The following is a 25,080-nucleotide window of genomic DNA, read 5'->3' as shown; positions in this document are numbered from 1 at the left end:
ATGGCTCATACCCGTCCCCCAGAACTGATCTACGTGGTCGAGGACGAGGCGGCGATCGCGCGCCTCATCGCCGATACGCTGGAAAAATTCGGCTACCGGGCCGAGTCGTTCCGCACCGCCGAGGCCTTCTTCCATGGCCTGCGCCACAAGGCGCCGGAGCTGGTGATCCTCGACCTGGGCCTGCCGGACATGGACGGCATGGCGGTGCTGCAGCAGTTGCGCGGCAAGCATTCCTGCGGCCTGCTGGTGGTGACCGGGCGCAGCGACACCTACGACCGGGTCATGGGCCTGGAACTGGGTGCCGACGACTACGTGGTGAAACCCTTCGAGCCGCGCGAGCTGATCGCCCGAGTGCGCAGCATCCTGCGCCGCTATCCGGGCCAGGTGGTCTTGCCGGCTGACCCCAGCCAGCGCGTCGCCGAGTTTGCCGGCTGGCGCTTCGAGCCAGGCAGCAACACCCTCACCAGCCCCAGCGGCGAGCAGGATACCCTCAGCACCGCGGAGGCCCAGTTGCTGTCGGTGCTGCTGGCCCACCCCAATCACATCCTGACCCGCGAACAGCTGCTCGGCGGACGCGACGTGTCGGCGCTGGACCGCAGCATCGACCTGCGCGTCTCGCGGCTGCGCCGCCGCTTCGAGGAAAATCCCCAGCACGCCAAGCTGATCAAGACCGTCTACGGTGCTGGCTACCTGCTGGCGGCGACGGTGAACTGGTCCTGAGCCCGTCGCCGCGATACGACACAATTGCGGGCTGCGACAAATGGTCGCGCCGGCCCACGTCCATTTCCGCACCAGCCTCCGGGCGCGCTAAGCTGCGGCCCGGTTCCAATCAAGGAGGTATCTCGTGCACATCATCCAAAAGCTCACAGGGCTGGCGCTGGCCGGCCTGTTCATCGGCGGTGCCGCTGCCGCGGACCTGGACGTCAAGGACCCATGGGTGCGCGGCACCGTGCCGGCCCAGAAGGTCACCGGCGCCTTCATGCAGCTCAGCAGTCAGGGCGGCGTCACCGTCGTCGGCGCGGCTAGCCCGGTGGCCGGCGTCGTCGAGATCCACGAGATGGCAATGGACGGCGGCGTGATGAAGATGCGCGCCGTGCCACGCCTGGACGTGCAGCCTGGCAAGCCGGTCGAGCTGAAGCCTGGCAGCTACCACGTGATGCTGATCGACCTGAAGAAACCCCTGGCGGCGGGCGAGGTGGTGCCGATCACTCTGAAGGTGGAAGGCAAGGACAAGAAGGTCGAGACGGTCGAGGTAAAGGCCGCAGTACGTGCCCTGACGGCCGCAGCGCCGATGGAGCACGACCACAAGCACTGAGGCTGTCGCTACCTCTGTCACAGCCACCGCCGCCGGGCAAGGGAAAGGCTTGTTCGGAGACGGGGGGCAGGGGCGGGTGGAATGAATCCGCGCCCGCCTTCGCTGCTGCTCGACTACCTGTGGTCCTGGCCTGCGGCCTCTTCAAACAGCCGGGTGATGGTCTGGCGCAGGCGTTGGGAGGCGCGGGCATAGTTGCCACCAGTGACCAGGCGGATGGCTTCGTCCCGCTGGCCGGCGTTGAAGGCCAGCACGGCCTGGCCGGCGTAGCGGTGGAACTCGGCGTGGTGGCGGCGCAGCTCGCTGAAGGTGTCGAGGGTGCCGAAGCGTTCGTGGCCGCGGCCGTAGAGCCAGCGGCCGAGGGTGCTGCGTTTGTCGAGGAAGACCTGGTCGGCAGCGATGGGGCCCTTGCCGGGGCTGAACAGGCGGGCTTCGAGGCGGGCCTTCCAGCGCATGTGGGCCTCGATGGCGTCGATGGCGTCCAGGTCAATGACCCGTGTGGTGGGCGTCTCGGGCAGGATCGTCAGCGGCTCCTCTTCCCGTTCTTCGCTGTCGGCTGCGTCTTCGGCGCCCTCGCGGCGGAACCATTTCTTCCAATTCATCCATCGACCTCGCGTGTCTCTCGTGCTCCGGGTGCCCGGAAAGGGCATGTCGGGTGGCCGAGAGCTTAGTCGATATCTGATTTAAATATCTTCGGCGGATTGCTCCGATTGGGCGGTGGCGAGCACACCGCTGGCCCGCAGCATGGCCTTGTAGGCTTTCATGACCGGGCGCGAGATCATCGTTTCCGCAATCAGGCGCTGCTCGTAGATGCGCTCCACCAGCTCGTCGTCCATGCCCTGGCGGGCACGGGCGATGAGACGGTGGTCGGTGTCGTCGAGAATGTGGCCGGGGCGGTCCTTCACCGCGTCGTAGATGACGGCGATGATCTCCTTCTCCTGCGGGTTCATCTTGCACTTGCCGTCGAGGATCTTGAGCATCACCGCCGTCGTGCAATCGATGTCGCTGGGCGTCAGTGCCGCCTGCCGCGCCCAGGCCGCCGCCGGGTGTTCAGGCATGGGCCACCTCCAGGCCACGGAAGGTGGCGCAGCGGGTGAACGCGGCCAAGTCGGGTGGACAGGCCTTCTGCTTGCAATACTTGGCCACCAGTTTGGCCAGGCCCTTGATGTCGCGCCCGCTGGCGTCGGGGAACAGCGCCGCCAGGCGTTCGATCAGCGCCGCGTCGAGGGCCAGCCCGAACTGCTCGCCCATCACCTGCCAGATGCGCTGGCGCGCCGCTGCATCCGGCGAGGCGTACTTGATGAGGGCGATGCAGCGCGACACGATGGCTTCGTCGATGTCGTCGATGCGGTTGGTGGTGAGGAACAGCAGTCCGTTGAAGTATTCGAGCACGCGCAGGAACACGCCGACCACCGCGTTCATCGTGATGTTGTCGTCGCGCCGCTTGATGTACACGTCGGCCTCGTCGATGAGCATCACGGCGCCCCAACGCTGGGCGCGGGTCAGCACCTCCTTCAGCGTGGTTTCCATGGCCGCTACGTTGAGGCCGAGCTGGCCAGAGTGCACCCGGTACAGCGGCCGCCGGATGATCTCGGAGTACACCTCGGCGGTGAGGGTCTTGCCGACTCCCGGTGGGCCGGCGCACAGCACCGTGGTGCCGCCGGACTTGCCGGCCACGATGTCGTCCATCAACAGGTCCATCTCGGCGGTGAGGATGTCGATAAGGTCGGTCTGCTCGGCGGGCAGGATCAGCTTCTGCTTGAGGGCCGGCTTGTATTCGTAGGGGTGGATGTCGCCGACGTGCACCCACAGGTAGTGGTGCAGGTCGAGGTGGAACATCAGGATGAAGAAGTGCACCGGCAGGCTGGTGAACAAGCCCTTGGGCATCGCATCGCGGGACGCCTCCACCACGTCGTCGGCCTTGTAGCGCAGGCTCTTGGCGGCGCGGCGCAGGTAGGGGCCGAGGATGTCGCCGGGGGCGTCGAGGGTCAGCACCCGGTCGGACAGGATGCCTTCGTCGTTCACCAGGCGCGCCTCGCCGCCGCTGGAGGACAGGATCACCACGTCCTTGCGCGACCAGTCGGTGTCCCGGTGACTGGCGGTGGGGTTCTCGGCGTAGAGGGCAGTGCCGCGGCCGGAGAACTGCTCGCCGTAGCGGGCGCGCCAGTCGAAGTAACGCTCGGCCATGTCGTCATAGGCGGCGATCAGCTCCGGCGTTTCCTTCAGGTAGCCCTTGGCGGCAAAGATGCCGCCGACCGTGCGGTTGGCGATGTCGCTGGCGACGATGCGGATGTTGCTGGTGACGACCTTGCCGCGGGTGTTGGCCTTCAGTTCAATCAGCACCTTGCCGGTTTCCTCATTGGAGGCCGGCGTGTAGTCGAGGCGGGTGACCACCCAGGCAGTCGGCTTGCCGGCGCTGGCGGCGCTGAACAGCCAGCCGCGGATGGCGTCGTCGGCCAGGTAGCGGGCGATGGCCGGCACCAGCAGTTCCAGGTCTTCCGATTCGAAGCGCATGCCGTCGCCGGCCAGGGCCTTGCGTAGCGTGGAGATCTGCGCGGCGCGGGCGCGCATCTCGGGGCCGGCGCCTTCGAACAGGACTTCGAGGAAATGCAGTTCGTCGTGCTCCATCTGCAGGAAGCTCACTTCGGCGCGGTTGCCGAAGCGCATCTGCTCCAGCAGCCAGGACAGGCGCGGGTGGGCTTGCACCAAGGCCTCGACGAACGGACGTTCGAGCTGCAACTTCATCGGTGATTCCTCCGGATGGGTCGGAGGCACTCACGCAAGTTTCGCGCCGCCATGCCGGCGCCCGGCCAGCCCCGTTATTTCAGGTTTGCGGGGGAGGCGGGCGATGCCATCCGTGTGGGGAAGCCGACAAGGGCGTGCATCAATGTGCGTTCTGCCCGCCAGCGAGGGCGTCCACCAGGGCTTGGGCGTGGGGCGACAGGGCCAGGTCGCGGCGTACGACGATGGACAGGTCGCGGCTGGCCCAGGGTTCGTCCACGTCCACCACCGCGAAGGGGCGCTGGCGGCCGGCCCGCTCCGCCGCCGAGCGCGGTACCAGGCCCAGGCCGACGCCGGCGCCGGCCATGCGCAGCACGGCCTCGAAGCTGCGCACCTCGATGCGCACGTCCAGCCGGCCACCGGTTTCCGCCACGTAATTCATGAGCCCGGTGTGGAAGGCGCTGCCGGCGTGGAGCATCACGAAGGGTTGGTCGAGAACTTCGGCGATGCGCACGCGGGCCCGTGCCGACACCGGATGGCCAGGCGGGGTGACCAGCACGATGCGGTCCTGCCGGTAGGGGCGGGCGAGCAGCACGTCGGGTGGCACCTCGCCGGCCACCACGCCGATCTCTGCCTCGCCGGCTGCTACGCAGCGCAGGATCTCCGGGCTGGTCATCTCCTTGAGCGTCACGCGGATGTGCGGCTCGGCGCGCAGGAAGTCGCCCAGATCGTCGGGCAGGAAGCAGTTGATGGCGTTGGTGTTGGCGTACAGGCTGACCTGGGCGCGCACGCCGCGGGCGAAGGGCGACAGGTCGGCGTGCATCTGTTCGAGTTGGGCGAACACCCGGCGGGCGTGGCCGAGCAGCGCCTCGCCGGCTCGGGTGGGGCGCAGGCCGCGGGCGTGGCGTTCGAAGAGGGCCACGCCGAGGCTCTCTTCCAGGCGGGCCAGGCGATGGCTGGCCGACGACGGAGCCAGGTGGGCGCGGGCCGCGCCGCGGGTCAGGCTGGCCTCTTCAGCAATCGCCGCGAAGAGGCGCAGGTCGGTGAGGTCGTAGTACAAGCTTTCGTCTCCGGCGAATGCAGCCCCCGGATCTTACCAATTCCCCCCGTTGCGATCCGGTGGCCTAATGGGGGCCGTTCCATTTTGTCGAATGCTCATGAACCCCGGTCACCGTGTCGGGCTCATCTACGCCGTTCTCGGTGCGGTGGGCTTTTCCTTCAAAGCCATCCTGATCAAGCTGGCCTATCCCTATGGCGTTGATGCGATCACCCTGCTGGCTCTGCGCATGGGCATGTCGCTGCCCTTCTTCGTCGCCCTCGGCTGGCAGGACCAGCGCCGCCGCCAGCCGGCGCCGCTGACTGGGCGGGACGTGCTGCTGCTCCTGGGCCTCGGCACGTCGGGCTACTACCTGGCGAGTTACCTGGATTTCCTAGGCCTGCACTACATCTCGGCGGCCCTCGAACGGCTGATCCTGTTTGCCTACCCGACACTGGTGGTGGTGCTGTCGGCGCTTTTTCTCGGCAAGCCGATCACCCGCCGGGCGCTGGCCTGCATCGCGCTGTGCTACGCGGGCATTGCGCTGGCGCTGGCCCACGACCTGACGATTACCGGCACCGCCCGCGATGTGTGGATCGGCGGCAGCCTGGTGTTCGCCAGTGCGGTGTCCTACGCGCTGTACCTGATGGGCAACGGCCAGGCCGTCGTGCGCCTGGGGGCGGCACGTACCACCGCCTGGGCGAGTACCGCCGCCTGCGTGCTGTGCCTGGCCCATTTCGCGCTGACCCGGCCCCTCGGCCTCCTGGTGCAGCCGGCGCCGGTGTTGCTGCTGGCGGCGGCGATGGCGCTGTTCTCGACGGTGCTGCCGGTGTGGATGGTGTCGGAGGCGATGCGCCGCCTGGGCGCCGGTCCGGTGTCGCTGATCGGTACCCTCGGGCCGGTGATCACCCTGTTCCTCGGCTGGCTGATCCTCACCGAGCCGATCGGGCTGTTCCAGCTGCTCGGCGGCTCGCTGGTGGTGGCCGGCGTAGTGCTGGTGGGGAAGAAGGCGTGAGTCTGCCGGCCGGCGGGTTCGCCCCGCCGGCCGGTTGCTCAGTCGTGCTTTTCAGCGACGATGCGGTAGCAGGGGTTGTACTTCTTGCCCGGCAGCTTCATGCGGCCCTGGGCCACAAAGGAAGCCATCAGCGCGTCCATCGGCTCCATGATGGCCGGATCACCGTGGATTTCGAAGCTGCCGTGCTTCTCGATCTCGCGGATGCCCTCGTCCTTCACGTTGCCGGCCACCACGCCCGAGAATGCACGCCGCAGGTTGGCGGCCAGCAGGTGGGCCGGCTGCCCCTTGTGCAGCTTGAGGCCGCGCATGCGCTCGTGGGTCGGGCGGAAGGGCTGCTGGAACTCATGCTCGATGCGCAGCAGCCAGTTGAAGTAGTAGGCGTCGCGCTTTTCCTTGCGGAAGTTGCGCACCTGCTCAATGCCGCCCTTGATCTCCCGCGCCACCCGCGCCGGGTCGTCGATGATGATCTTGTAGCGCTGGCGGGCCGCGTCGCCGAGGGTGTCGGCGATGAAGTGGTCGATGCGCACGAAGTATTCTTCCGCGCTCTTCGGGCCGGTGAACACCAGCGGGAAGGGGATCCCCGCGTTGTCCGGGTGGAGCAGGATGCCGAGGATGTAAAGGATCTCCTCGCAGGTGCCGACCCCGCCCGGAAAGACCACGATGCCGTGGCTGGTGCGCACAAAGGCTTCCAGGCGCTTCTCCACGTCCGGCAGGATGACCAGTTCGTTCACCACCGGGTTGGGCGCTTCGGCGGCGATGATGCCCGGCTCGGTGAAGCCCAGGTAGCGGCCGCCCTTGAGGCGCTGGGTAGCATGGGCGATGGCGGCACCCTTCATCGGCCCCTTCATGGCGCCGGGGCCGCAGCCGGTACAGATGTCCATGCCGCGCAGGCCGAGCTGGTAGCCGACCAGCTTGGTGTAGTCGTATTCCTCCCGGTTGATCGAGTGGCCGCCCCAGCACACCACCACGTTGGGCTGGGCGACCGGCTGCAGCACGTTGGCGTTGCGCAGGATGTGGAACACCGCGTCGGTGACCCCGGCCGAGGTGCGGAGGTCGAATTTCGGGTTGCCGTTGATCTCGTTGCCCACGTACACCACGTCGCGCAGCACGGCAATCAGGTGTTCCTGGATGCCGCGGATCATGCGCCCGTCCACGAAGGCGCTGGCCGGCGCGCCGTGGATGTCCAGCTTGATGCCGCGGGCCCGCTGCAGCACGCGGATGTCGAAGTTGCGGTAACGCTCCAGCAGCTCCTTGCCGTCGTCCATCTCGTTGCCGCAGTTGAGCACCGCCAGCGAACAGTTGCGGTACAGGGTGTTCAGGGCGCTGTCGCCCTGGTTCGACAATTTGGCGGCTTCCGAGCTGGACAGCACTTCCAGGCGCCCGGTGGGGGAGACTTGCGTGTCTACGGTTTCGTATTCCATGGCTGCGCTCTCATTGTCGTTGGGGGACCGGAACGGCAGCCTGCGGGACGTGAGCCTTCCCCCTGGCTGCCGGTGCGGCGCCGCTCGGGAGAGGTCGGACGACCGGCCGCGCGGGCCGGTGCGGGGGTAATGCGACACCCGTCCGAATCCAGAACTAGGCGACGCTCTGTAGGGCATCTTAACGTAGGGATATTCGTCCGGGAAAGCGGCGGATCTCACGGAAGGGGCGCCGGGCCTTGCTCCGGGGCAGCCTTGCGGGGCGGGCCGGGGGGCGCTGTGTGCTATGGTCATGGCCATGGCCGCCCCGTATCCCGATCAGCTGGCCGGTTTTCCGGCTGGTTTCCTCGATGGCTTCACCTCCCGCGAGGTGGGCAAGGGGCAGCTGCTGGCCACCCCCGGCCAGGCCCTGAACCAGGTCTTCATCGTGCGCAGCGGCCGTCTGCGGGTCTACCTGGCCAGCGATGCGCGGGAGCTGAGCCTGACCATCCTCGAGCCAGGCGACATCTTCACCACCCACACGCCGACCTTCGTGCGCAGCCTGGAGCCGGCGGCCCTGTCGGTGATCGGGATCCGCGAGTTCGCCGCCAAGCTGGCTGGTGCGCCGGCGGTGGCGCCGCTGATGATGAAGGTGCTGGGGCGCATCCTCGACAATGCGGTGTCGCTGGTTGAAGACCTGGCTTTCCGCGACGTGCCGGCGCGGCTGGCGCGTTTCCTGGTGCGCCAGGCCGAGCGACGCGGCGAACAGGGCCCGGAAGGCTGCGTGCTGCCCATCGACCTGGGCACCGAGGACATCGCCTGCCTGCTCGGCACCACGCGCCAGTCGGTGTCCTCGCTGATCAACCAGTGGCAGCGGGAAGGCGTGCTGAGCCGCCGCGGCCGGCGCGCCCTGCTGATCCACGACCTGCCGGCGCTGGCCGCCCGCAGTCTGGCGCAGGGCTAGCCGCCAGCCGGAGTGTCGGCTGGCCGACGGAAGCGCCGGGAGCCTTTCCGTACAGTCCGTTTCATCCATTTTTCAGGAGAAACGTGATGAAGCGGGAAAGCGAACACCTTCAGCCGGCCAGTCAGCCGGATCGTTACATCAGCTTTTGCGGGATCGACTGCGACCTGAATGCCCGGCGCCTGATGGAAGTCCTCGACGCCCATTTGCGGGAACCGGGGCGCGGCAATGTTTTCTGGGATTACTTCCAGAAGAAGCGTCGCGGCGAAGGCGGGCCGCAGGCCGACGACCTGTTCCTGATCCACAGCAACATCAACCAGATCCGCGAGCTCCTGGAACGCTGCGACGACGAGGCGGGGCTGGCGCTGCTTGAGCAGATCGAGGTGGAATGCTGCTGAACGTGGCGCTCAGTCGGCGAAGACCAGGCAGGCGCGCCCTACGTCCTTGGCCTGATACATGGCGTTGTCGGCGCTCTTCATCAGGCTGACGTCGTCCTCGCCATGGTCGGGGAACAGGCCGATGCCGATGGAGGCAGAGATCTGCAGTTGCAGTCCGTCCACCTCGAAGGGATGGGACAGGGCGCTGAGGATGCGCCCGGCGACGCGTCGGGCGTCCATCGGCGTATCCACGTGGGGCAGCAGCACGACGAACTCGTCGCCGCCCATGCGGGCCAGGGTGTCCGCTTCGCGCAGGCATTCGCGCATGCGCGAAGCGGCGGCGATCAGCAGCTTGTCGCCGACCGCGTGGCCGTGGGCGTCATTGATCGGCTTGAAGCGGTCCAGGTCCACGAACATCAGGCCGGCCTGCGTGTTTTCCCGACGGGCCCGCGCCAGCGCGGAGTGCAGGCGGTCGGCGAACAGCGCCCGGTTGGGCAGGCGGGTCAGCGGGTCGTGCTGGGCCATGTGGCGCATGCGCTCCTCGCTCTCCCGCAGTTCGCGCGTCATCGCCTGGGCGTGGGCGAAGGCCCGGCTGCGGCCGGTAACCAGTTGCCAGGTCAGCAGGGCGAGCAGCAGGCTCAGGCTGGTGCCGGCCACGGCGATGATCCGGGTCGAGCCGAGGCCGCGCTGTTGTTCGAATTCGGGTGTGCTGCGGATGGCCAGCGTCCAGTTGTGCTGGGGAAAGCTGATGTACTGGAGCGTGGCAAAGCGCGGTGTGGCTTGCGCGTCCGCTTCGGGGTGGGAGTCGAAGATCAGCGTTTCCGGCGTGACATCGCTGCCGTCGTAGATGCGCAGTGCGAGGCCGGGGATGCCTTCTCCGTACAGGCTGGTCATCAGTGCCTCGAGCCGGAAGGCCACATGCACCCAGCCACGCAGGGCCTGACGGCGGGCCGCCGGACTGTCGATGGGCTGATCTTTGGCGTAGAGGGCCTGGTACATCGCGAAACCGGGCTGGCTGGGGGCTTCATCCACCAGCAGCATGATCTTGCGGGTCATCGCGGCGATGCCGGCGTCCCGCGCCTGCTGCATGGCCTCGCGGCGCAGTGGGTCGGCATGCATGTCACGCCCGATGGCCCCCTCGTTGGCTGGCGTATAGGGGGCGACATAGGCGATCGGCAGCGGCGCGTCGTCGGCATGTCCCGGTGGCCGGGGCGTGTAAGCCATGACCTGCAGCCCGGCGAAATCAGTGCCATCGGTCAGCACGTTCACGTAGCGTCGGAAGTCATCGGCACTGAACTGGCTGGAGGCCTCGAACAGGCCACGGGCCCCGCGCAGCATCAGCTCGACGGCGGCCAGGCGTTGTTCGATGCGGCCGGTGGTCTGGCGCACGCTGGATTCGAACTGGGTCCGCAACCTGGCGTCCAGGCCCTGCCGCTCGTGCAGCCACAGCCAACCGGTCAGGCACAGGGAGGCCAGACCCACCGAAACAGGCAGCAGGCGTTCGAGGTGACGCAGCGGGATTGTCACGATCGGCATCGTCCCGGCGTGCCAGGCGGGGCACCCGGCAGCGGGCTGTCCGCCCGGACTGCGGATGCGGAAGGGCGACGCAGACGGCCGGGCTGCATGGCCGCCTTCGAGGGGCTGGACGGATGGCTTTTCCTCAAACTGCAGATCTCCGTTCTTCTTGTTGTGAGCGGGATTGAGGATGGATGGAGTATTCGATTGGCAGTATTTGTGGTTTTCTATCGGGGCACTATTAACTTTGGCACTCTTTGCTCCGAATCAGCCGCGCTGCTGCAGGTACAGCCACTCCACTTCGGCACGGGCCCAGGGCGTGCGGCGCAGGAACTTCAGGCTGGACGGAATGCTGGGGTCGTTGTTGAAGCAGCGGATCGGGATGGCCGCACCGAGGCTCTTCCAGCCATAGCGGGCGACCAGCTCGGTCAGCATGTGTTCAAGGGTGATGCCGTGCAGGGGATTGTTGGGTTGGGTGTTCATGGCACTCACTTTGGGTTGATTCCATCCGGCTGCCAAGCCAGGAAAACCCTGTGCACATCTTGGACATTCCCGGTGTGCTCACTTATGCTGCGCGCGTGTTCATGCATTGTGAATGGCTTTGGCGGGCGTTGCCCGTGCTGCCCCACCTGCTTCCATGCGCGTTGCCATGCTCTATCCCCAGTTCGCCCTGGCGGGCTGGACCTTCGTGATCCTGCTGCTGATCGCCGTCAGGCGGCTTGGCGCGGGGTTTGCCGGTCGCGTCCAGGCGTCCGATTTCCGTTTCGGCGAGTCGGCACGGGTGCCGCCCGATGTGTGCCTGCCCAACCGGAATTATATGAACCTGCTGGAGCTGCCGGTGCTGTTCTACGTGCTGGGGTTGCTGTGCTACGTGACCGGCCAGCACTCGGCGTTGCAGCTGGGGCTGGCATGGACCTACGTTGGGCTGAGGGTCGTGCATAGCCTGATCCACCTGGGCTACAACAACGTCTATCACCGCCTGGCGGCCTTTGCCCTGAGCAACGGAGTGCTGCTGGCCGCCTGGGTGCTGGCGGCCATCGGTCTGCCAATGGATTGAGCGGCGCTGCGGCCGGCTTCAGGTCTTGTTGCGCTTGGCGGCCCACACGGCCATGGCAATGCCGGCGAGGATCATCGGCAGGGACAGCCACTGGCCCATCGACATGCCGAAGGTCAACAGGCCAAGAAAGTCGTCCGGCTCGCGGCCGAATTCGGCGATGAAGCGGAAGCAGCCGTAGCCGATCAGGAAAGCCGCCGAGATCAGGCCGCGGGGCCGCGGCTTGGCGGCGAACCACCACAGGATCAGGAACAGGCTGACTCCTTCCAGCGAGAACTGGTAGAGCTGGGACGGGTGGCGCGGCAGGTTGTCCACCTGCGGGAAGATCATCGCCCATGGCACGTCGGTGACGCGTCCGACCAGCTCGCCGTTGATGAAGTTGCCGAGGCGCCCGGCGGCCAGGCCGAGGGGCACCAGCGGGGCGATGAAGTCGGTGACGGCCAGCCAGGGGCGATTGGTCTTGCGGCCGAACAGCCACATGGCGACAAGCACGCCGAGGAAGCCGCCGTGGAAGGCCATACCGCCCTGCCAGACGGCGAGGATCTCGGCCGGATGGCTGAAGTAGTAGGCCGGCTTGTAGAACAGCACGTAGCCCAGACGCCCGCCGAGGATCACCCCGAGTACACCGTAGAAAAGCAGGTCATCGATCTGCTGCGCATCCCAGCCCAGCTCCGGCCGCCGCTTGGCGTGGACCCGGCCGAGGGCCACGAAGAGGATGAAGGCGACGAGGTACATCAGGCCGTACCAGCGCACCGCGAGGGGGCCGATGGCGATGGCGACGGGGTCGAACTGGGGATGGACGAGCATGGGGTTCTGACTTGGACGATGGGTTAAGGGCGAGTGGTCTGGGCGCAGCGTCTGGGGCCGGTGCGGTGGCTACCCGGCATGTACTCGCCGCGCCTCCACGCCCTCACTGGAACTGCTTGCGGAATTCTTCGAATTCGTTGGTCAGCCATTCCAGCTGCTGACGCAGACGGCGAACTTCCTCTTCGAGTTCCCCGACGCGGCTGCCGCGGGGGGCGGCCTGCTCGGCGGTTTCGAAGCTGTGGCTCTGCTGGGCGGCAGCCTCGCCGCTCATCAGGTGGGTGTAGCGGGCTTCCTTGGTGCCGGGTGCCTTCGGTAGCTGGACAATCATCGGCGGGTACTTGTCGCCGAGTTTCTCCAGCACGTCTTCGACTTCGGTCGGACTGCCGAAGGTGTGCATGCGCTCGCAGCGGGCGCGGATCTCGCCGATGGTCTGCGGGCCGCGCAGCATCAGGATGGCCAGCACCGCCTGCATCGGCGGCGTGAGGGAATGGCGCAGGCGGATCTGGTGTTCCCACTTGGAGACGCGTGCCCCGGCCTGGTGCCGCTGGGTGACCAGCCCACGCTCGGAGAGGCGGTCGAGGGTGGCCAGCACGGTGGCCTCCGACAGGTTCATCACCGGTTCGCGGCCGGTGAGCTGGTTGCAGCCGGTGACCAGCGCATTGACCGACAGCGGGTAGGTGTCCGGGGTGACGAAGGATTTCTCGATCAGTACCGCCAGCACGCGGACCTCGAAATCGTCCAGATCGAAGCCAGCCTTGCTGTCGGAGGCATCGGCGGGGAGGTCGGGCGTGGTGTCGGTCATGATGGGCTTTCAGTTCGTCGCGAGGCCGCCATGATAGCCGAGCGCGGGTGTCGGCCTGATGGCAGCAGGATGTCGGGATTCAGTCGGCGGCGCTCAGTTGGCGCCATGACACTTCTTGTACTTGCGGCCGCTGCCGCAGGGGCAGGGGTCGTTGCGGCCGACCTTGGCGCCGTCGCGGACGATGGGCTCGCGGATCGCGCCGAGGGGGATCGGCGCCAGCGCCACCGGCGGCATGTGGTGGATGTCCGGCCAGGCGGCGATCTCCGGGCGCAGGTCGTCGATCAGGCCGTGGCCGGCTTCGCGCAGAGCGGCCAGTGCGTCGGCGGGGCTACGGCGGATGTCGTCCTCGAGCTGGTCGGCGTCCACATAGCTGTCGTCGATGAGGCCGGCGGCGAACCATTCGTGGATCGTCGGCAGATGCTCGACGGCACCCAGGTCGGCCAGGTGGGTGACGAGCGCGTCGAGCAGCGGAAAGTCCTCGCCGCGTTCCGGCGTGTCCTGCAGGGCCTGGGCCTCGCGGGTGCCGAAGTCGGCGAGGAAGTCCACCACCGGCGCACGCGGCGTGAGGCCTTCGAGGGCGGCGAGGCTCATGGCTTCCAGTGCGGCGGCACGGGCCCAGCGGCTGGCGCCGTCGTCGTCGGCCAGCGTGCTGAGGGGCGCCAGGTCGCCGTCGCAGGTGGAGGCCAGCGCACGGCCGAAGCTGTCATGGACGAGCTGGCCGAAGACGGTGTCCACCTGGCTCTCGTCCAGATGGCCCAGCTCGACCAGCGGCCGGTAGGCACGGTGGTCGCGCCAGCGGGCGAGGAGCAGCATCGCATACAGATGCAGCACGTAGCCGTCGGCCTGGGCCGGCGTCGGGTCGGCGGCCAGCGCTTCCAGCTCGGCTAACAGCAGCGGGGCGATCTCGTCCCGGTGGGCGTCGGCGAGTCCGAGGGCTGCCAGCGGCAGCGGGGTGGCCAGGTATTCGAGTTGCGGGCGGAGGGAGGACCAGAGTTCGGACATGGCGCGATAAAAGTGCGACGAGACGGGTGATCAGTGTACTGGATGCCGCCCCCGGCGGTGGCACGGGGGCGGATGGGGAAAGCGGGTGAGGGCTCAGGCGCCGGGCAACAGTTTGGCCAGGTAGCGGCCGGTGTGGCTGGCGGGGTTGGCGGCCAGCGCTTCCGGCGTGCCGCAGCCGACCAGGGTGCCGCCGCCGTTGCCGCCTTCCGGGCCCATGTCGAGCAGCCAGTCGGCGGTCTTGATGACGTCCAGGTTGTGCTCGATGACGACGATGGTGTTGCCGTGATCGCGCAGGCGGTGCAGCACCGACAGCAGCAGCTCGATGTCGGCGAAGTGCAAGCCGGTGGTCGGCTCGTCGAGGATGTACAGGGTGCGGCCGGTGTCGCGCTTTGACAGCTCCAGCGCCAGCTTGACCCGCTGTGCTTCGCCGCCGGACAGGGTGGTGGCGCTCTGGCCGAGGCGGATGTAGCCGAGGCCGACCTGCATCAGGGTGTCCAGCTTGCGGGCGACGATGGGCACGGCGTTGAAGAATTCCAGCGCCTGCTCGACGGTCATCTCCAGCACTTCGTAGATGGTCTTGCCCTTGTAGCGGATCTCCAGGGTTTCCCGGTTGTAGCGCTTGCCGTGGCAGATGTCGCAGGGCACGTACATGTCGGGCAGGAAGTGCATCTCCACCTTGATCAGGCCGTCGCCCTGGCAGGCCTCGCAGCGGCCGCCCTTGACGTTGAAGCTGAAGCGGCCGGGGCCGTAGCCGCGGGCCTTGGCTTCCGGCACGCCGGAGAACAGGTCGCGGATCGGCGTCAGCAGGCCGGTGTAGGTGGCCGGGTTGGAGCGCGGCGTGCGGCCGATCGGGCTTTGATCGACGTTGATGACCTTGTCGAAGTGGTCCAGGCCGTGGATGTCGATGCACGGCGCCGCCTCGATGCTGCTGCCGTTCACGTGGCGCGCCACATGGGCGTAGAGGGTGTCGTTGATCAGCGTGCTCTTGCCCGAGCCGGATACGCCGGTGACGCAGGTCAGCAGGCCGACCGGGATGTCGATGGTGACATCCTTCAGGTTGTTGCCGCTGGCGCCCTCGATGCGCAGGTATTTGTCCGCGTCGGCCGGCGTACGCTTGGCCGGCACCGCGATGCTGCGGCTGCCGGACAGGAAGGCGCCGGTGAGGGAGTCCGGATGGGCGGCGACCACCTCCGGCGTGCCTTCGGCGATCACCCGGCCGCCGTGCTCGCCAGCGCCGGGGCCCATGTCCACCACGTAATCGGCCATGCGGATCGCGTCCTCGTCATGCTCGACGACGATCACAGTGTTGCCCATGTCGCGCAGGCGGCGCAGGGTTTCCAGCAGGCGGTCGTTGTCGCGCTGGTGCAGGCCGATGGACGGCTCGTCGAGTACATACATCACGCCGGTGAGGCCGGAGCCGATCTGGCTGGCCAGACGGATGCGCTGGGCTTCGCCGCCCGACAGGGTGTCGGCGGAGCGGTCGAGGGACAGGTAGTCGAGGCCGACGTTGATGAGAAACTGCAGGCGCGACGAAATCTCGCTGACGATCTTCTCGGCCACCTGGGCGCGCTGGCCGCTGAGGCGCAGGCCGTCGAAGAAGCTCTTGCACTGGGCCAGCGGCAGGCGGCTGACCTCGGACAGATTGCGTTCGCCGATCAGCACGTAGCGCGCCTCGGTGCGCAGGCGGCTGCCGCCGCAGGCCGGGCACGGGCAGTTGGCGCGGTACTTGGACAGCTCTTCGCGCACGGCGATGGAGTCGGTTTCCTTGAAGCGCCGTTCCAGGTTGGGAATGATGCCTTCGAAGGCGTGTTCCTTCAGCACCGGCTTGCCGCCGTCGGACAGGTAGCGGAAGGCGATCTTCTCCTTGCCGGAGCCGTGCAGGACGACTTCGCGAGTCTCTTCCGGCAATTCCTCGAAGGGCGTGTCGATGCTGAAACCGTAGTGGTCAGCCAAGCTGGTCAGTAGCTGGAAGTAGAACTGGTTGCGCCGGTCCCAGCCACGGATCGCGCCGGAGGCGAGCGACAGGTCGGGATGGGCGACGACCCGCTGCGGATCGAAGAAATCCACATTGCCGAGACCGTCGCACTTGGGGCAGGCGCCCATCGGATTGTTGAAGGAGAACAGCCGCGGCTCCAGCTCGGCCAGCGCGAAGCTGCACACCGGGCAGGCGAACTTGGCCGAGAACAGGTACTCCTTGCCGGAGTCCATCTCCACCGCGATGGCGCGGCCCTCGGCATGGGTCAGCGCCGTCTCGAAGGATTCGGCGATGCGGCCGCGCAGGTCCTGGCGCACCTTCAGACGGTCGACGACCACCTCGATGTCGTGGCGGCGGTTCTTGTCCAGCACCGGCAGGTTGTCCAGCTCATGCACGATGCCATCCACGCGCACCCGCACGAAGCCCTGGGCGCGCAGCTCGACGAACAGGTCGGCCTGCTCGCCCTTGCGGCCGCTGATCACCGGGGCGACGATCATCAGCTTGGTTTCCTCGGGCAGGGCCAGCACCGCATCCACCATCTGCGACACGCTCTGGGCCTCCAAGGCGTGCTCCGGGTGGTCCGGGCAGTGGGGCGTACCGGCGCGGGCGTAGAGCAGGCGCAGGTAGTCGTGGATCTCGGTGACCGTGCCCACCGTCGAGCGCGGGTTGTGGCTGGTGGCCTTCTGCTCGATGGAGATCGCCGGCGACAGGCCCTCGATGAGGTCCACGTCGGGCTTTTCCATCAGCTGCAGGAATTGGCGGGCGTAGGCCGACAGCGACTCCACGTAGCGGCGCTGGCCTTCCGCGTACAGCGTATCGAAGGCCAGCGAGCTCTTGCCCGAGCCGGACAGGCCGGTGATCACGGTGAGCTGGTTGCGCGGAATGTCGAGCGCAATGTTCTTCAGGTTGTGGGTGCGGGCACCGCGGATTCGGATGGCGTCCATGGGGCATTGTGGGCTGGGGCAACCTGTTAATATACGCCTCCTGACCCTCCCCACGCAGCACGTTTCATGGCTTCCTCTACTGACGACAATATGAGCCCGGCCGAGCGCCGCGCCGGCGTTTCGCTGGCTGCAATCTTTGCGCTGCGCATGCTGGGCGTGTTCCTGATCCTGCCGGTCTACGCGGTGCACGCCCACGGCACGCCCGGCGGCGACGATGTGGCCCAGGTCGGCATGGTCATCGGCGTCTACGGCCTGACCCAGGCCTTCCTGCAGATCCCCTTCGGCGCCGCCTCTGACCGCTTCGGGCGCAAACCGGTGATCGTCTTCGGCCTGGTGCTGTACGTGATCGGCAGCGTCGTCGCGGCACTTGCCCCCGACGTGCATACGGTGGTCATCGGCCGGGTGCTGCAGGGCGCCGGCGCCATTTCCGCCGCGGTCACCGCGCTGGCCGCCGACCTCACCCGCGACCAGCACCGCACCAAGGTGATGGCGATGATCGGCGCCTCCATCGGCCTGGTCTTCGCGATTTCGATGGTCGCCGCGCCGCTGCTGTATTCCGTGATCGGCATGAGCGGCCTGTTCTGGCTCATCGCCGGGCTGGCCGTGGTGGCGATCTTCGCCGTGATCTTCGTCGTGCCGGCCGCGCCGCCGGTGCCGCGGGCCACCGCGCGCTTCTCCGAAGTGCTCGGCAACAGTCAGCTGATGCGCCTCAACTTCGGCGTCTTCGCGCTGCACCTGATGCAGACCGCCATGTGGGTGCTGGTCCCCGCCGGCCTCGTGCGCGCTGGCCTGCCGGTGGCCGAGCACTGGAAGGTTTACCTCCCGGCGGTGCTGGTGTCCTTCACGGTGATGGTGCCGGCGGTGATCGTCGCCGAGAAGAAGGGCGCCATGAAGAGCATCTTCAACTCCGCTATCGGGCTGCTGCTGGCGGTGCAGGTCGGCCTCTATTTCGAGGGCAACGCCGGTATGTGGCCGCTGGCGATCCTGCTGACGCTGTTCTTCGTCGCCTTCAACGTGCTGGAGGCGACCCAACCCTCGTGGATTTCCAAGATCGCCCCGCCGCACGCCAAGGGCACGGCGCTGGGCATCTACAACACGCTGCAGTCCATCGGCATGTTCCTCGGCGGTGCGCTCGGTGGCTGGCTGGCTCAACATGTGGGGCCGGGCGCGGTGTGGGTGCTCGGCGGCGGGCTTGCCGTGGCCTGGCTGATCCTCGCCTCCGGCATGTCGGCGCCGGTGCGCCGCAACGTGGCAACGGCCTGAGCGCCAGCCCTACAGAATTTTTAGGAGAGACATATGGCTTCGGTCAACAAAGTGATTCTTGTCGGCAACCTGGGCAAGGATCCCGAAACCCGTTACGCCCCCAGCGGCGACGCGATCTGCAACATCACCCTCGCCACCACCGACACCTGGCGCGACAAGGCCAGCGGCGAGAAGCGCGAAGCCACCGAGTGGCACCGCGTGGTGTTCTTCGGCAAGCTCGCCGAGATCGCCGGGCAATACCTGCGCAAGGGCAGCCAGGTGTACGTGGAAGGTTCCCTGCGCACCCGCAAGTGGCAGGACAAGGACGGCCAGGACCGCTACACCACCGAAATCCGTGCCGACGAGATGAAGATGCTCGGCAGCCGTCAGGGCATGGGCGGCGGCGACGAGTCGGCCCGCAACGACGGTGGCTTCGGTGGCGGCCGTCCGGCCGGCAACTACGGTGGCGGTAACCGCGACAGCGGTGGCGGCGGCAATTACGGCGGCGGTCGTGACAGCGGCGGCAACTACGGCGGTGGTAGCGGCGGTGGCGGCTCGCCGTCCTATGGCGGTGGCCGCGACAGCGGTGGCTTCGGTGGCGGTTCCGCCCCGGTCCCCAGCGCCCCGTCCGCACCCCAGCGCCCGGCCGGCGGCAACGATTTCGGCGGCTTCGACGACGACATCCCGTTCTGACGCCGCTCCCGCCAAGGGATCGCAGAAACCCGGGCCGGCCAGTGCGCCACCCGGGTTTTTTATCGCCTGTCGCAGCCGTGCGCGAGGATTTTCCGATATCGCATGTCCTTCTTCGCTCCGCGTGGCGAAGTTACCCGATAGACATAAATCCGTACTGTCCGTAAGCTCCAGTCCTGATACCGGAGGCGCTCACGCAATTGGTCCAGGACCTTGAGCGAGCGCCACGGTGGCAGAGATTCGGTGCCGGCTTTCGTGGGGTGTCAGCGCTGTAAGTTCATACGACCTCGGCCACGTATTGCCAGCATTCAAGCGGGTCTCGTTCACTTCACGGAGGCGAGGTTATGCAGCAAACCACGTGTTATGTGGCAGGAACGGACTCCCTAAAACAAAGTGATGCGCACTCAAGGAAATGCCTGTGGACGAATTGAAATTCTGGGAGATCGTGGGCTTTGCGCACGATCAATCTGACGGCAATATGGATGAGAAGTGCGATTTGATTGGAACCGCGCTCTCCAAGCTATCCAAAGATGATGCGAGAGCGTTTTCAGTTCTCTTCGATGCAATGATGGATCGTGCCTATTCGTGGCCATTGTGGGGCGCTGCATATGTCATCAACGGCGGCTGTGGTGATGACACATTTTCTGATTTTCGAGCCTCACTTATTTCCCGCGGCCGCCCTGCGTTTGAGAGCGCACTCGCCGATCCGGAGTCATTGGCCGGCGAAGACTTCGACGAAGACGCTTGGTTCTACGAAGGCTATCAGTATGCCGTGACAGATGGTGTCAAGGCCGCAGTGGGGTCAGTCGTCAATCGCGAAAGTCCTCATCCCGGTGAACCGTCAGGCCAAGCATGGGAGGAAGACAAAGTCTATGACCTCTATCCGCAGCTTGCCGAAAAGTTCGCATAACATGGCGCTCAACCGGACTGCCTGCAAGCTGCGCTTGCGGTTCCCTACGCTTGGCTCGGGCTGCTCTCCACTTCTACGTGAGTCTGCATAGGAGATGCCATGACAGTTGTAGTTCTCGATACCTGCGTAATCGTCGATATGTTTATGCATAGTCGCCCACGCCACGCAAAAGCGGTCAGGCTGAAAGAGACTATTACAGCAAGTAATATTACTGTTCGCATCCCAGCATTTGCTATGTTCGAAATATCTCACGCGATACGCCAAGAGAAGCGATTAAACGGCGGACAAATTGTTGAGGGCGCAGCTTGGGAAGGGGTGTCCAATGGATTGGAGATTGATGCTGTACCAATTGATGAAAGCTTTATCAATCGATATCTCGACGCCGGCTTGCCAGAAATGAGATCTGGTGATTTGGTCTTTGCCGCCTTGGCCAAAGGCGAAGGACTTCCTTTGGTAACTGAAGACAGGAATTTCCTTACTGCCGCGGAGACTGCTGGTATTCAGGTCTTTTCTATTGACGCGTATTTAAATCATGTCCTCGGCTCAGCGGGCTAACAATCTGGTACAGCGGCAGTCGGCCAGTTGTGCTGCCCGACTGCCGTTGCCTTCGTCGTGAGGACACTGTGACAGAGATCAGCACACCGAAGCGTACGGATGGCCAGATGAGCGGCCTTTCTGGAGAACTCTTTGCTGCCGCAGAGCGGTCTTACCAAAAAAAGTTAGGTCTTTTCTTGAGAAGCATCTTCTTTGCATTCGCTTTATTCTTGGAAAACTCGCCTGCAATGAGCCAAGAAATCTTTCTCCAATCTCATTGCACTGCATCTGATCGCCTTGCCATATTGGAAGATGATCAGCAAGTTGCTTACCTCTATCTCACAAAGCCCGGCTCTCAAAAAATCGAGCGAGACGCAATCGCCTACTCCCGCGTCCCTCCAATTGGGCCAATGGATTGGGATGCCATCAAGAAATCCAAGTCGACTCCGCAACTCCTGCAAAACATTGCGAGCTCAAGTGCTGTTGTTCCCAACCCCATCGATCGAGAGTTCTCGTTCAAATGGGCGCCAGATGGAAATGCTGTAGCGCTATTAAGAAATGGATCGCCAATGGCTTTCATTTCAGTGGAGGAGCCGTTTGGCTATTCGAAAGCCGTAGCGAAATCCAGCCCCCTTGCCAACGCCTGGGATCAGGAAAAGTATGAGTCGCTATTTGGACCGGGACAACCTGACCCCTCATTCAACGGGACGTCTGGCGGGGCTCGTTAGTTCGAACGTTACGTTTTTTAAAGTCATGTACCTTCAGTGGTCAGTCATGCTCACGCTGCTAGCGATGTCACCAGTCGCAAACGCCCATGGCGAGGAGTTTCTAGTTTCGCTTTACGCCCAAGCAATTTCTGCAGTTGTGTGCTTGGCTGGTCTGCAATTCTTACCCGTCGCAAGGCCGCACCGACTGTTGGGCTCAATCGCATGTATTGCGGGGGTCATGCTTGCTGAGTTTGTCGTTTCGGACGTTCCTTACGATGACAATCGCGTCGTAATTACAATCGCAATGATCGCTCTTCCAATCACACTAACCGCAGGAGCGGTAGTAATCGGGATGGCTAGTACAAAGCGAAAGGCAAGAACCTAACATGGCTCAACCTCGCTCCCTCCGGTCGCTGGACGCTGCACCACAAAGCGGCACAGTGCCGGTCAGCTCCACGTTAGTCCCATGACAGCCATCTGCCTTCCTGCCGGAACCGATGTGGCCGAAATGGCGCTGTTCGATGTCGACGCGCTACCCCGATTGCTTCCGCGCGATGTGGAGGGCTTCGCCCAACTCAGCGTTGAGGAGCGACTCGTCCGGTTCCCGACTGGCGCAGATGGGGGTTATCTCCTGCATCTGTTCGTAAACGAGGCAATTCCCAAGGACACAGAGCGCTACTGCATATCAGCCGACAAACTGACTGGCCATTTCCATACAACCGAAGGCCGGATTGCCTTCGGCGGGATGGAGTCGGCCTATGCTGAATTCAGGCCAAATGCCAATATCAGATCCGACGGATTGATCGCACCGGGGCGTTACGCATACACCGCGTACAGAACCGAGTTTCCAGACGAATCGGTCGCGCAGGCTCTTCGCGTGGCTCGAACTGCCAGTGAGCGCTGGCTCGATCGCGCGCCCTTGTTGGCAACGTTGGTGCTGCTTGCGGCAACCGTCATTTTGATCACCTCTCAACAGTTCGTACCCGCTGGCCTGGTTCTCCTCGGCGGTCTCGTTGCCATCAAGTGGTTGCGACGACTCCCCGGCTATCGAGATTTGGTTGCGCGGCGCGAACTGGCACAGCTTGCCTTCCCGAGCATTGTTATAGCGTTGCGGTCTGACCCTTTCTAGGGACTTCCCCGTCAAGCTCCATTTTCCAATGACCGGCCGCCAGGCCGGTTTTCCTTTCCTGCCTACCTGCTCTTGTTTCCTGAAGCCTGCACACATGTGACGGGGGAGCGGACAGACAGACGGCCTTTCTCCAATCGGCCTTGACCGGGGCTCGCCCCAGGGCCACGCGATTCAGCGGGCCGCATTCTCCGATCCGGGCGTCCAGCGCATTGAACCGGTCGCACACGTGCTGCCCCAATCAGTCCATCCTGCGGTACGAAATAATTCAAAAAGGATAATCTGTATGTAATATTCGCGGTGTTGCCATTGGCATTAACGAAGACATGCGTCTTCACGCCGTGGCCACATCACTTCAATCTCAAGGAGCTTCACCATGACCCAGAATCTGGTCTCGATCACCTTTGCCCCGGCCGATGTCGAGGCTATCGATGGCATGCTCACCGCGCTCGAAGCCAAGCTCGGTGCCCTCATCACGCTGTCCGCCGACGAGCGCCGCAAGGCCGTCAAGATGGGAGACAAGTCCGAAGCCTTCTGCCGCCAGACCGAACTGGTGCTGCGCCAGAACCCCGGCATCGTGCCCAGCAATTTCGACCTCGCCGGCTTCCAGCAGGACATCGTCGCCCTCGACGTCCTGCGCCCCCGCCTGCAACGCCTGCGCACCCTGGCCGACCGGGCCGACGACACCGAACTGGCCCTCGGCAGCGACATCATGAGCGCCGCCTACGACGGCTACGCCCTCGCCAAGGTCGGCGGCAAGGGCACCGCCCTCGACACCCTCAAGGAATCCATGCAGACCCGCCTGTCCCGCAAGCCGCGCAGCGTCGCCAAGCCGGAAGCCTGATCGTCCCTCCGCCCGCCGGCCGGTCCGCTCTCCGCAGCCGTCCGGCGGCCCGCCGACACCCTGCCGCGCCCCGGCGACATCCACTCGCCATCCGCCGATTCGCTCCGCACACGCAATCCGCCCGGCCAGATATCCCGGGACACCGATCCGACATCCCTTGAAGCCCTCCCGACCCTCCGCAAGCTCCTCGTGAGGAGCCCGGCGAATGTCCTGCCCTATCCGCGAATCCCTCGCGAGCCCCGCCGGGACAGACCACCCCTATCCCGCCGACACTCCCGCCCTATCCGAAAGCTGCTCGCGAGGCCCACCGGGACAGGGGCCGACTGTCCGGGCGCTCCTCGCGAGCAGCCCGCAAACAGGACTGCCCTATCCCTCGCACCCAATCGAGGGCTTCTGATACTGGACGGACCCCCTCGGCGGTGGTCGCGACTACCTCCGGGATGGTCGCGAGTACCTCAGAGGAGGTCGCGATTCCATGGGACATGGCGGCGAGCACCGCCAGGACGCTGATCCGGCCCAGTCCAGACCTCGTTGAAGCAATAGATGCGCGTCCCGGAAATACGTCGAACATCATGCTTGCCGCCCCGTGTGGCGCGCAGTAGATTCGGAGAAGGCACGGCACCGGGCCGTACACCCAAAATGGATAAGGCCATTCTCCTCACCCCCATGCACCTCCACACCCCCCTCAAGTACAAGGCCTGGGCCGATCAGCGGACCCTGGATGCCGTGGCCCGGATCGACCGCGAGATTCATGTCGCCCAGTTCGACTTCGCCAGACAGCAGCTGAATCACATGGTCCGCGTCGAAGAACTGTTTCGCGCCCGGCTTACCGGCGGGGCCGAACCGCATGACTCGACCAATACGCCGGAACTGCCCCCCTTCGAAGCGCTGGCTGCCCGCCTCGGCGCATCGAACCAGTGGCTGCAGGACTACGCCCAGGCCTTGCCGCCCGATCACTTCGAACAGCGAATCCACTTCACCTTCGTCGACGGCAAGAAAGGCACGCTGAGCCGAGAAGAAGTGCTCTACCACCTGATCAACCACGGCACCTATCACCGCGGCGCGATCGGTCATGCGCTCGATCTCGCCAAGGCCCCCCGGCCAGCGGACACGTTTACCGTCTTCATTCACGCAACCGAGCCGGATCGCAGAGGGGACTGACGTGGCGATGCAGCCAACCCGCAGCGGCGTGTCGCAGCGCCCGGCCGGTTGAGGCTTCAGCGGTACAGGATTACCTGCTTCTCAGAACCACACAGCCGATGCCGGCGGAGCGCAAGTGACGTAATTCATAGCGTCTGCCCGTACCGGGTGGATACTTCATGGGAAGCACTTTTGGCCTTGAATTGGAAGCTTGGTTTGGGGAGTGATTGGCTGGAGTTGTTGGTTTGTGTGGAGATGCTGACGGGCTGTTTTCGGCCATAACCGGCCAGTCACCTGCTCCCCAAAGCTGACGTTTGCGTGACTGTTTCCATCCAAAACCTGTCCAAGTGCTCCATGGGGGGAATTCGACCGAAACCTCCCATGAGGTTGCAGCACTTGACCGGCGGCACCCAGCCCCAAAGGAATTTCGCTGCGACTTTTAATGCTGTAGAATTCAAAGGCTTAGCTGCTTTTTGTGCGCATAGTGGGTTTCCTATCTGCCGCCAGAGGTTCGTGACATAGAGGGAGTTAGCTGTCCGTGACAGAGGTTGTCCCGAAGGAAAGTAAGATGGTTGAGTATGATCCAGCGGAGCATCGGATCAAGCATTGTTGGTCTGAACCGAAGGCCGACTTTGTCACGACTGGTGTTGGCATTATCGGAAAATGTCCATCAACCTTGTCCAAAGCCCAGGCTCGCGAGCTATTGAACGACGCTGAGTTTGAAGGGAAACAGCCTGATCAGACGATTGCGGAAGTAATGCCTGAGCGGGCATGGAACGTGCATGAAGGTGTCATCTATGAGGCCGTTCCGTCAGGCCCGGGTGCCTACCATGGCTATCCTTGGCGTGGTCGTCCAAGTCGCAATCGTCTTTCACGTGCAGTTAAGCGAGCTCTGCAGCAAAAAGCGGACATGCAAGGCTACGGAAGAGAGTTTCAAAATTGGTTGAAGCAATATGAATCCTGATTCGC

General features: G+C 65.0%; 26 protein-coding genes. 15 read left to right on the top strand and 11 right to left on the bottom strand.

The features are described 5' to 3' along the window. Together AC1PPK_RS00780 and AC1PPK_RS00775 are read left to right on the top strand one after the other, a co-directional pair. Positions 1-720 (top strand): response regulator transcription factor, encoded by a 720-nt coding sequence (locus tag AC1PPK_RS00780; RefSeq protein WP_481115946.1) that lies wholly within the window; start codon positions 1-3, stop codon positions 718-720. Positions 721-844: 124 nt separating this feature from the next. Continuing rightward, a complete protein-coding gene (locus tag AC1PPK_RS00775; RefSeq protein ID WP_481115945.1) occupies positions 845-1,315 on the top strand; it encodes a copper chaperone PCu(A)C in 471 nt (156 codons plus the stop codon). 113 nt (positions 1,316-1,428) lie between these two features. Here the strand turns inward: AC1PPK_RS00775 and AC1PPK_RS00770 are convergent, their stop codons facing one another. The 4 genes from AC1PPK_RS00770 to AC1PPK_RS00755 all read right to left on the bottom strand — a co-directional run bounded on the left by AC1PPK_RS00770 (position 1,429) and on the right by AC1PPK_RS00755 (position 5,093). Next, positions 1,429-1,914, bottom strand: coding sequence for a CZB domain-containing protein (locus AC1PPK_RS00770; protein ID WP_481115944.1), 486 nt, complete (start codon positions 1,912-1,914; stop codon positions 1,429-1,431). 81 nt (positions 1,915-1,995) lie between these two features. Further along, positions 1,996-2,370: a hypothetical protein gene (locus AC1PPK_RS00765; protein ID WP_481115943.1), complete on the bottom strand. Its 375-nt coding sequence runs from the start codon at positions 2,368-2,370 to the stop codon at positions 1,996-1,998. Beyond that, on the bottom strand, positions 2,363-4,057 hold the full coding sequence (locus AC1PPK_RS00760; protein ID WP_481115942.1) for an AAA family ATPase: 1,695 nt from the start codon (positions 4,055-4,057) through the stop codon (positions 2,363-2,365). The genes AC1PPK_RS00765 and AC1PPK_RS00760 overlap by 8 nt, the downstream gene beginning before the upstream one ends. 139 nt (positions 4,058-4,196) lie before the next feature. Continuing rightward, positions 4,197-5,093 (bottom strand): LysR family transcriptional regulator, encoded by an 897-nt coding sequence (locus tag AC1PPK_RS00755; protein ID WP_481115941.1) that lies wholly within the window; start codon positions 5,091-5,093, stop codon positions 4,197-4,199. A 97-nt stretch (positions 5,094-5,190) separates the two neighbouring features. On the opposite strand from AC1PPK_RS00755, the gene AC1PPK_RS00750 reads away from it, so the two are divergent. Then, a complete protein-coding gene (locus AC1PPK_RS00750) occupies positions 5,191-6,084 on the top strand; it encodes a DMT family transporter (protein WP_481115940.1) in 894 nt (297 codons plus the stop codon). A gap of 38 nt (positions 6,085-6,122) precedes the next feature. On the opposite strand, the gene ppnN is transcribed toward AC1PPK_RS00750, so the two are convergent. Then, complete coding sequence (gene ppnN, locus AC1PPK_RS00745) at positions 6,123-7,505, bottom strand: nucleotide 5'-monophosphate nucleosidase PpnN (RefSeq protein WP_481115939.1); 1,383 nt, start codon at positions 7,503-7,505, stop codon at positions 6,123-6,125. A gap of 295 nt (positions 7,506-7,800) precedes the next feature. On the opposite strand from ppnN, the gene AC1PPK_RS00740 reads away from it, so the two are divergent. Both AC1PPK_RS00740 and cowN read left to right on the top strand, forming a co-directional pair. Continuing rightward, positions 7,801-8,445 (top strand): Crp/Fnr family transcriptional regulator, encoded by a 645-nt coding sequence (locus AC1PPK_RS00740; protein WP_481115938.1) that lies wholly within the window; start codon positions 7,801-7,803, stop codon positions 8,443-8,445. 86 nt (positions 8,446-8,531) lie between these two features. Next, positions 8,532-8,840 carry a N(2)-fixation sustaining protein CowN gene (cowN, locus tag AC1PPK_RS00735; protein ID WP_481115937.1) on the top strand — a complete coding sequence of 103 codons (309 nt, stop codon included), beginning with the start codon at positions 8,532-8,534 and terminating at the stop codon, positions 8,838-8,840. Positions 8,841-8,849: 9 nt separating this feature from the next. Here cowN and AC1PPK_RS00730 read toward each other — a convergent pair whose 3' ends face one another. Together AC1PPK_RS00730 and AC1PPK_RS00725 are read right to left on the bottom strand one after the other, a co-directional pair. Continuing rightward, the gene (locus AC1PPK_RS00730; RefSeq protein WP_481115936.1) at positions 8,850-10,346 is read right to left on the bottom strand and encodes a diguanylate cyclase domain-containing protein; all 1,497 of its coding nucleotides are present in this window, start codon (positions 10,344-10,346) and stop codon (positions 8,850-8,852) included. 255 nt (positions 10,347-10,601) lie between these two features. After that, positions 10,602-10,817, bottom strand: a complete 216-nt coding sequence (locus AC1PPK_RS00725; RefSeq protein ID WP_481115935.1) for a VF530 family protein — start codon at positions 10,815-10,817, stop codon at positions 10,602-10,604. Between the two features lie 166 nt (positions 10,818-10,983). Here AC1PPK_RS00725 and AC1PPK_RS00720 point away from each other — a divergent pair, with 166 nt between their 5' ends. Continuing rightward, complete coding sequence (locus AC1PPK_RS00720; protein ID WP_481115934.1) at positions 10,984-11,391, top strand: MAPEG family protein; 408 nt, start codon at positions 10,984-10,986, stop codon at positions 11,389-11,391. A gap of 18 nt (positions 11,392-11,409) precedes the next feature. On the opposite strand, the gene lgt is transcribed toward AC1PPK_RS00720, so the two are convergent. From lgt to uvrA, 4 genes are all read right to left on the bottom strand, one after another. Beyond that, the gene (lgt, locus tag AC1PPK_RS00715; protein ID WP_481115933.1) at positions 11,410-12,195 is read right to left on the bottom strand and encodes a prolipoprotein diacylglyceryl transferase; all 786 of its coding nucleotides are present in this window, start codon (positions 12,193-12,195) and stop codon (positions 11,410-11,412) included. Between the two features lie 103 nt (positions 12,196-12,298). Then, positions 12,299-12,997, bottom strand: coding sequence for a YceH family protein (locus AC1PPK_RS00710; RefSeq protein WP_481115932.1), 699 nt, complete (start codon positions 12,995-12,997; stop codon positions 12,299-12,301). A 93-nt stretch (positions 12,998-13,090) separates the two neighbouring features. Continuing rightward, positions 13,091-13,999: a DUF1186 domain-containing protein gene (locus AC1PPK_RS00705; protein WP_481115931.1), complete on the bottom strand. Its 909-nt coding sequence runs from the start codon at positions 13,997-13,999 to the stop codon at positions 13,091-13,093. 93 nt (positions 14,000-14,092) lie between these two features. Then, positions 14,093-16,918: an excinuclease ABC subunit UvrA gene (gene uvrA, locus AC1PPK_RS00700; protein ID WP_481115930.1), complete on the bottom strand. Its 2,826-nt coding sequence runs from the start codon at positions 16,916-16,918 to the stop codon at positions 14,093-14,095. A gap of 66 nt (positions 16,919-16,984) precedes the next feature. Here uvrA and AC1PPK_RS00695 point away from each other — a divergent pair, with 66 nt between their 5' ends. From AC1PPK_RS00695 to AC1PPK_RS00655, 9 genes are all read left to right on the top strand, one after another. Then, positions 16,985-18,181, top strand: coding sequence for an MFS transporter (locus AC1PPK_RS00695; protein WP_481115929.1), 1,197 nt, complete (start codon positions 16,985-16,987; stop codon positions 18,179-18,181). A 33-nt stretch (positions 18,182-18,214) separates the two neighbouring features. Beyond that, on the top strand, positions 18,215-18,853 hold the full coding sequence (gene ssb, locus AC1PPK_RS00690) for a single-stranded DNA-binding protein (RefSeq protein WP_481115928.1): 639 nt from the start codon (positions 18,215-18,217) through the stop codon (positions 18,851-18,853). Between the two features lie 415 nt (positions 18,854-19,268). Continuing rightward, entirely contained in the window at positions 19,269-19,760 is a 492-nt protein-coding gene (locus AC1PPK_RS00685) for a DUF4240 domain-containing protein (RefSeq protein ID WP_481115927.1), read from the top strand. Between the two features lie 99 nt (positions 19,761-19,859). Then, a complete protein-coding gene (locus tag AC1PPK_RS00680; RefSeq protein ID WP_481115926.1) occupies positions 19,860-20,315 on the top strand; it encodes a type II toxin-antitoxin system VapC family toxin in 456 nt (151 codons plus the stop codon). 107 nt (positions 20,316-20,422) lie between these two features. Continuing rightward, entirely contained in the window at positions 20,423-21,022 is a 600-nt protein-coding gene (locus tag AC1PPK_RS00675; RefSeq protein ID WP_481115925.1) for a hypothetical protein, read from the top strand. 445 nt (positions 21,023-21,467) lie between these two features. Continuing rightward, positions 21,468-22,130, top strand: coding sequence for a hypothetical protein (locus AC1PPK_RS00670; protein WP_481115924.1), 663 nt, complete (start codon positions 21,468-21,470; stop codon positions 22,128-22,130). 373 nt (positions 22,131-22,503) lie between these two features. Further along, positions 22,504-22,971, top strand: coding sequence for a hypothetical protein (locus AC1PPK_RS00665; protein WP_481115923.1), 468 nt, complete (start codon positions 22,504-22,506; stop codon positions 22,969-22,971). A 639-nt stretch (positions 22,972-23,610) separates the two neighbouring features. Continuing rightward, a complete protein-coding gene (locus AC1PPK_RS00660) occupies positions 23,611-24,132 on the top strand; it encodes a DinB family protein (protein WP_481115922.1) in 522 nt (173 codons plus the stop codon). A 517-nt stretch (positions 24,133-24,649) separates the two neighbouring features. After that, the gene (locus tag AC1PPK_RS00655) at positions 24,650-25,075 is read left to right on the top strand and encodes a hypothetical protein (RefSeq protein WP_481115921.1); all 426 of its coding nucleotides are present in this window, start codon (positions 24,650-24,652) and stop codon (positions 25,073-25,075) included. The last annotated feature ends 5 nt before the right edge of the window (positions 25,076-25,080 follow it).

This window comes from Zoogloea sp. JDB1 (assembly GCF_056724025.1).
This window is presented reverse-complemented; position numbering and strand designations above follow the sequence as displayed.

Coding starts and splice junctions, on each gene's coding strand:
- AC1PPK_RS00780 (WP_481115946.1), top strand. CDS start 1: ATGGCTCATACCCGTCCCCCAGAACTGATCTACGTGGTCGAGGACGAG.
- AC1PPK_RS00770 (WP_481115944.1), bottom strand. CDS start 1,914: ATGAATTGGAAGAAATGGTTCCGCCGCGAGGGCGCCGAAGACGCAGCC.
- AC1PPK_RS00765 (WP_481115943.1), bottom strand. CDS start 2,370: ATGCCTGAACACCCGGCGGCGGCCTGGGCGCGGCAGGCGGCACTGACG.
- AC1PPK_RS00760 (WP_481115942.1), bottom strand. CDS start 4,057: ATGAAGTTGCAGCTCGAACGTCCGTTCGTCGAGGCCTTGGTGCAAGCC.
- AC1PPK_RS00750 (WP_481115940.1), top strand. CDS start 5,191: ATGAACCCCGGTCACCGTGTCGGGCTCATCTACGCCGTTCTCGGTGCG.
- ppnN (WP_481115939.1), bottom strand. CDS start 7,505: ATGGAATACGAAACCGTAGACACGCAAGTCTCCCCCACCGGGCGCCTG.
- AC1PPK_RS00740 (WP_481115938.1), top strand. CDS start 7,801: ATGGCCGCCCCGTATCCCGATCAGCTGGCCGGTTTTCCGGCTGGTTTC.
- cowN (WP_481115937.1), top strand. CDS start 8,532: ATGAAGCGGGAAAGCGAACACCTTCAGCCGGCCAGTCAGCCGGATCGT.
- AC1PPK_RS00725 (WP_481115935.1), bottom strand. CDS start 10,817: ATGAACACCCAACCCAACAATCCCCTGCACGGCATCACCCTTGAACAC.
- AC1PPK_RS00720 (WP_481115934.1), top strand. CDS start 10,984: ATGCTCTATCCCCAGTTCGCCCTGGCGGGCTGGACCTTCGTGATCCTG.
- lgt (WP_481115933.1), bottom strand. CDS start 12,195: ATGCTCGTCCATCCCCAGTTCGACCCCGTCGCCATCGCCATCGGCCCC.
- AC1PPK_RS00710 (WP_481115932.1), bottom strand. CDS start 12,997: ATGACCGACACCACGCCCGACCTCCCCGCCGATGCCTCCGACAGCAAG.
- AC1PPK_RS00705 (WP_481115931.1), bottom strand. CDS start 13,999: ATGTCCGAACTCTGGTCCTCCCTCCGCCCGCAACTCGAATACCTGGCC.
- uvrA (WP_481115930.1), bottom strand. CDS start 16,918: ATGGACGCCATCCGAATCCGCGGTGCCCGCACCCACAACCTGAAGAAC.
- AC1PPK_RS00695 (WP_481115929.1), top strand. CDS start 16,985: ATGGCTTCCTCTACTGACGACAATATGAGCCCGGCCGAGCGCCGCGCC.
- ssb (WP_481115928.1), top strand. CDS start 18,215: ATGGCTTCGGTCAACAAAGTGATTCTTGTCGGCAACCTGGGCAAGGAT.
- AC1PPK_RS00680 (WP_481115926.1), top strand. CDS start 19,860: ATGACAGTTGTAGTTCTCGATACCTGCGTAATCGTCGATATGTTTATG.
- AC1PPK_RS00675 (WP_481115925.1), top strand. CDS start 20,423: ATGAGCGGCCTTTCTGGAGAACTCTTTGCTGCCGCAGAGCGGTCTTAC.
- AC1PPK_RS00670 (WP_481115924.1), top strand. CDS start 21,468: ATGACAGCCATCTGCCTTCCTGCCGGAACCGATGTGGCCGAAATGGCG.
- AC1PPK_RS00665 (WP_481115923.1), top strand. CDS start 22,504: ATGACCCAGAATCTGGTCTCGATCACCTTTGCCCCGGCCGATGTCGAG.
- AC1PPK_RS00660 (WP_481115922.1), top strand. CDS start 23,611: ATGGATAAGGCCATTCTCCTCACCCCCATGCACCTCCACACCCCCCTC.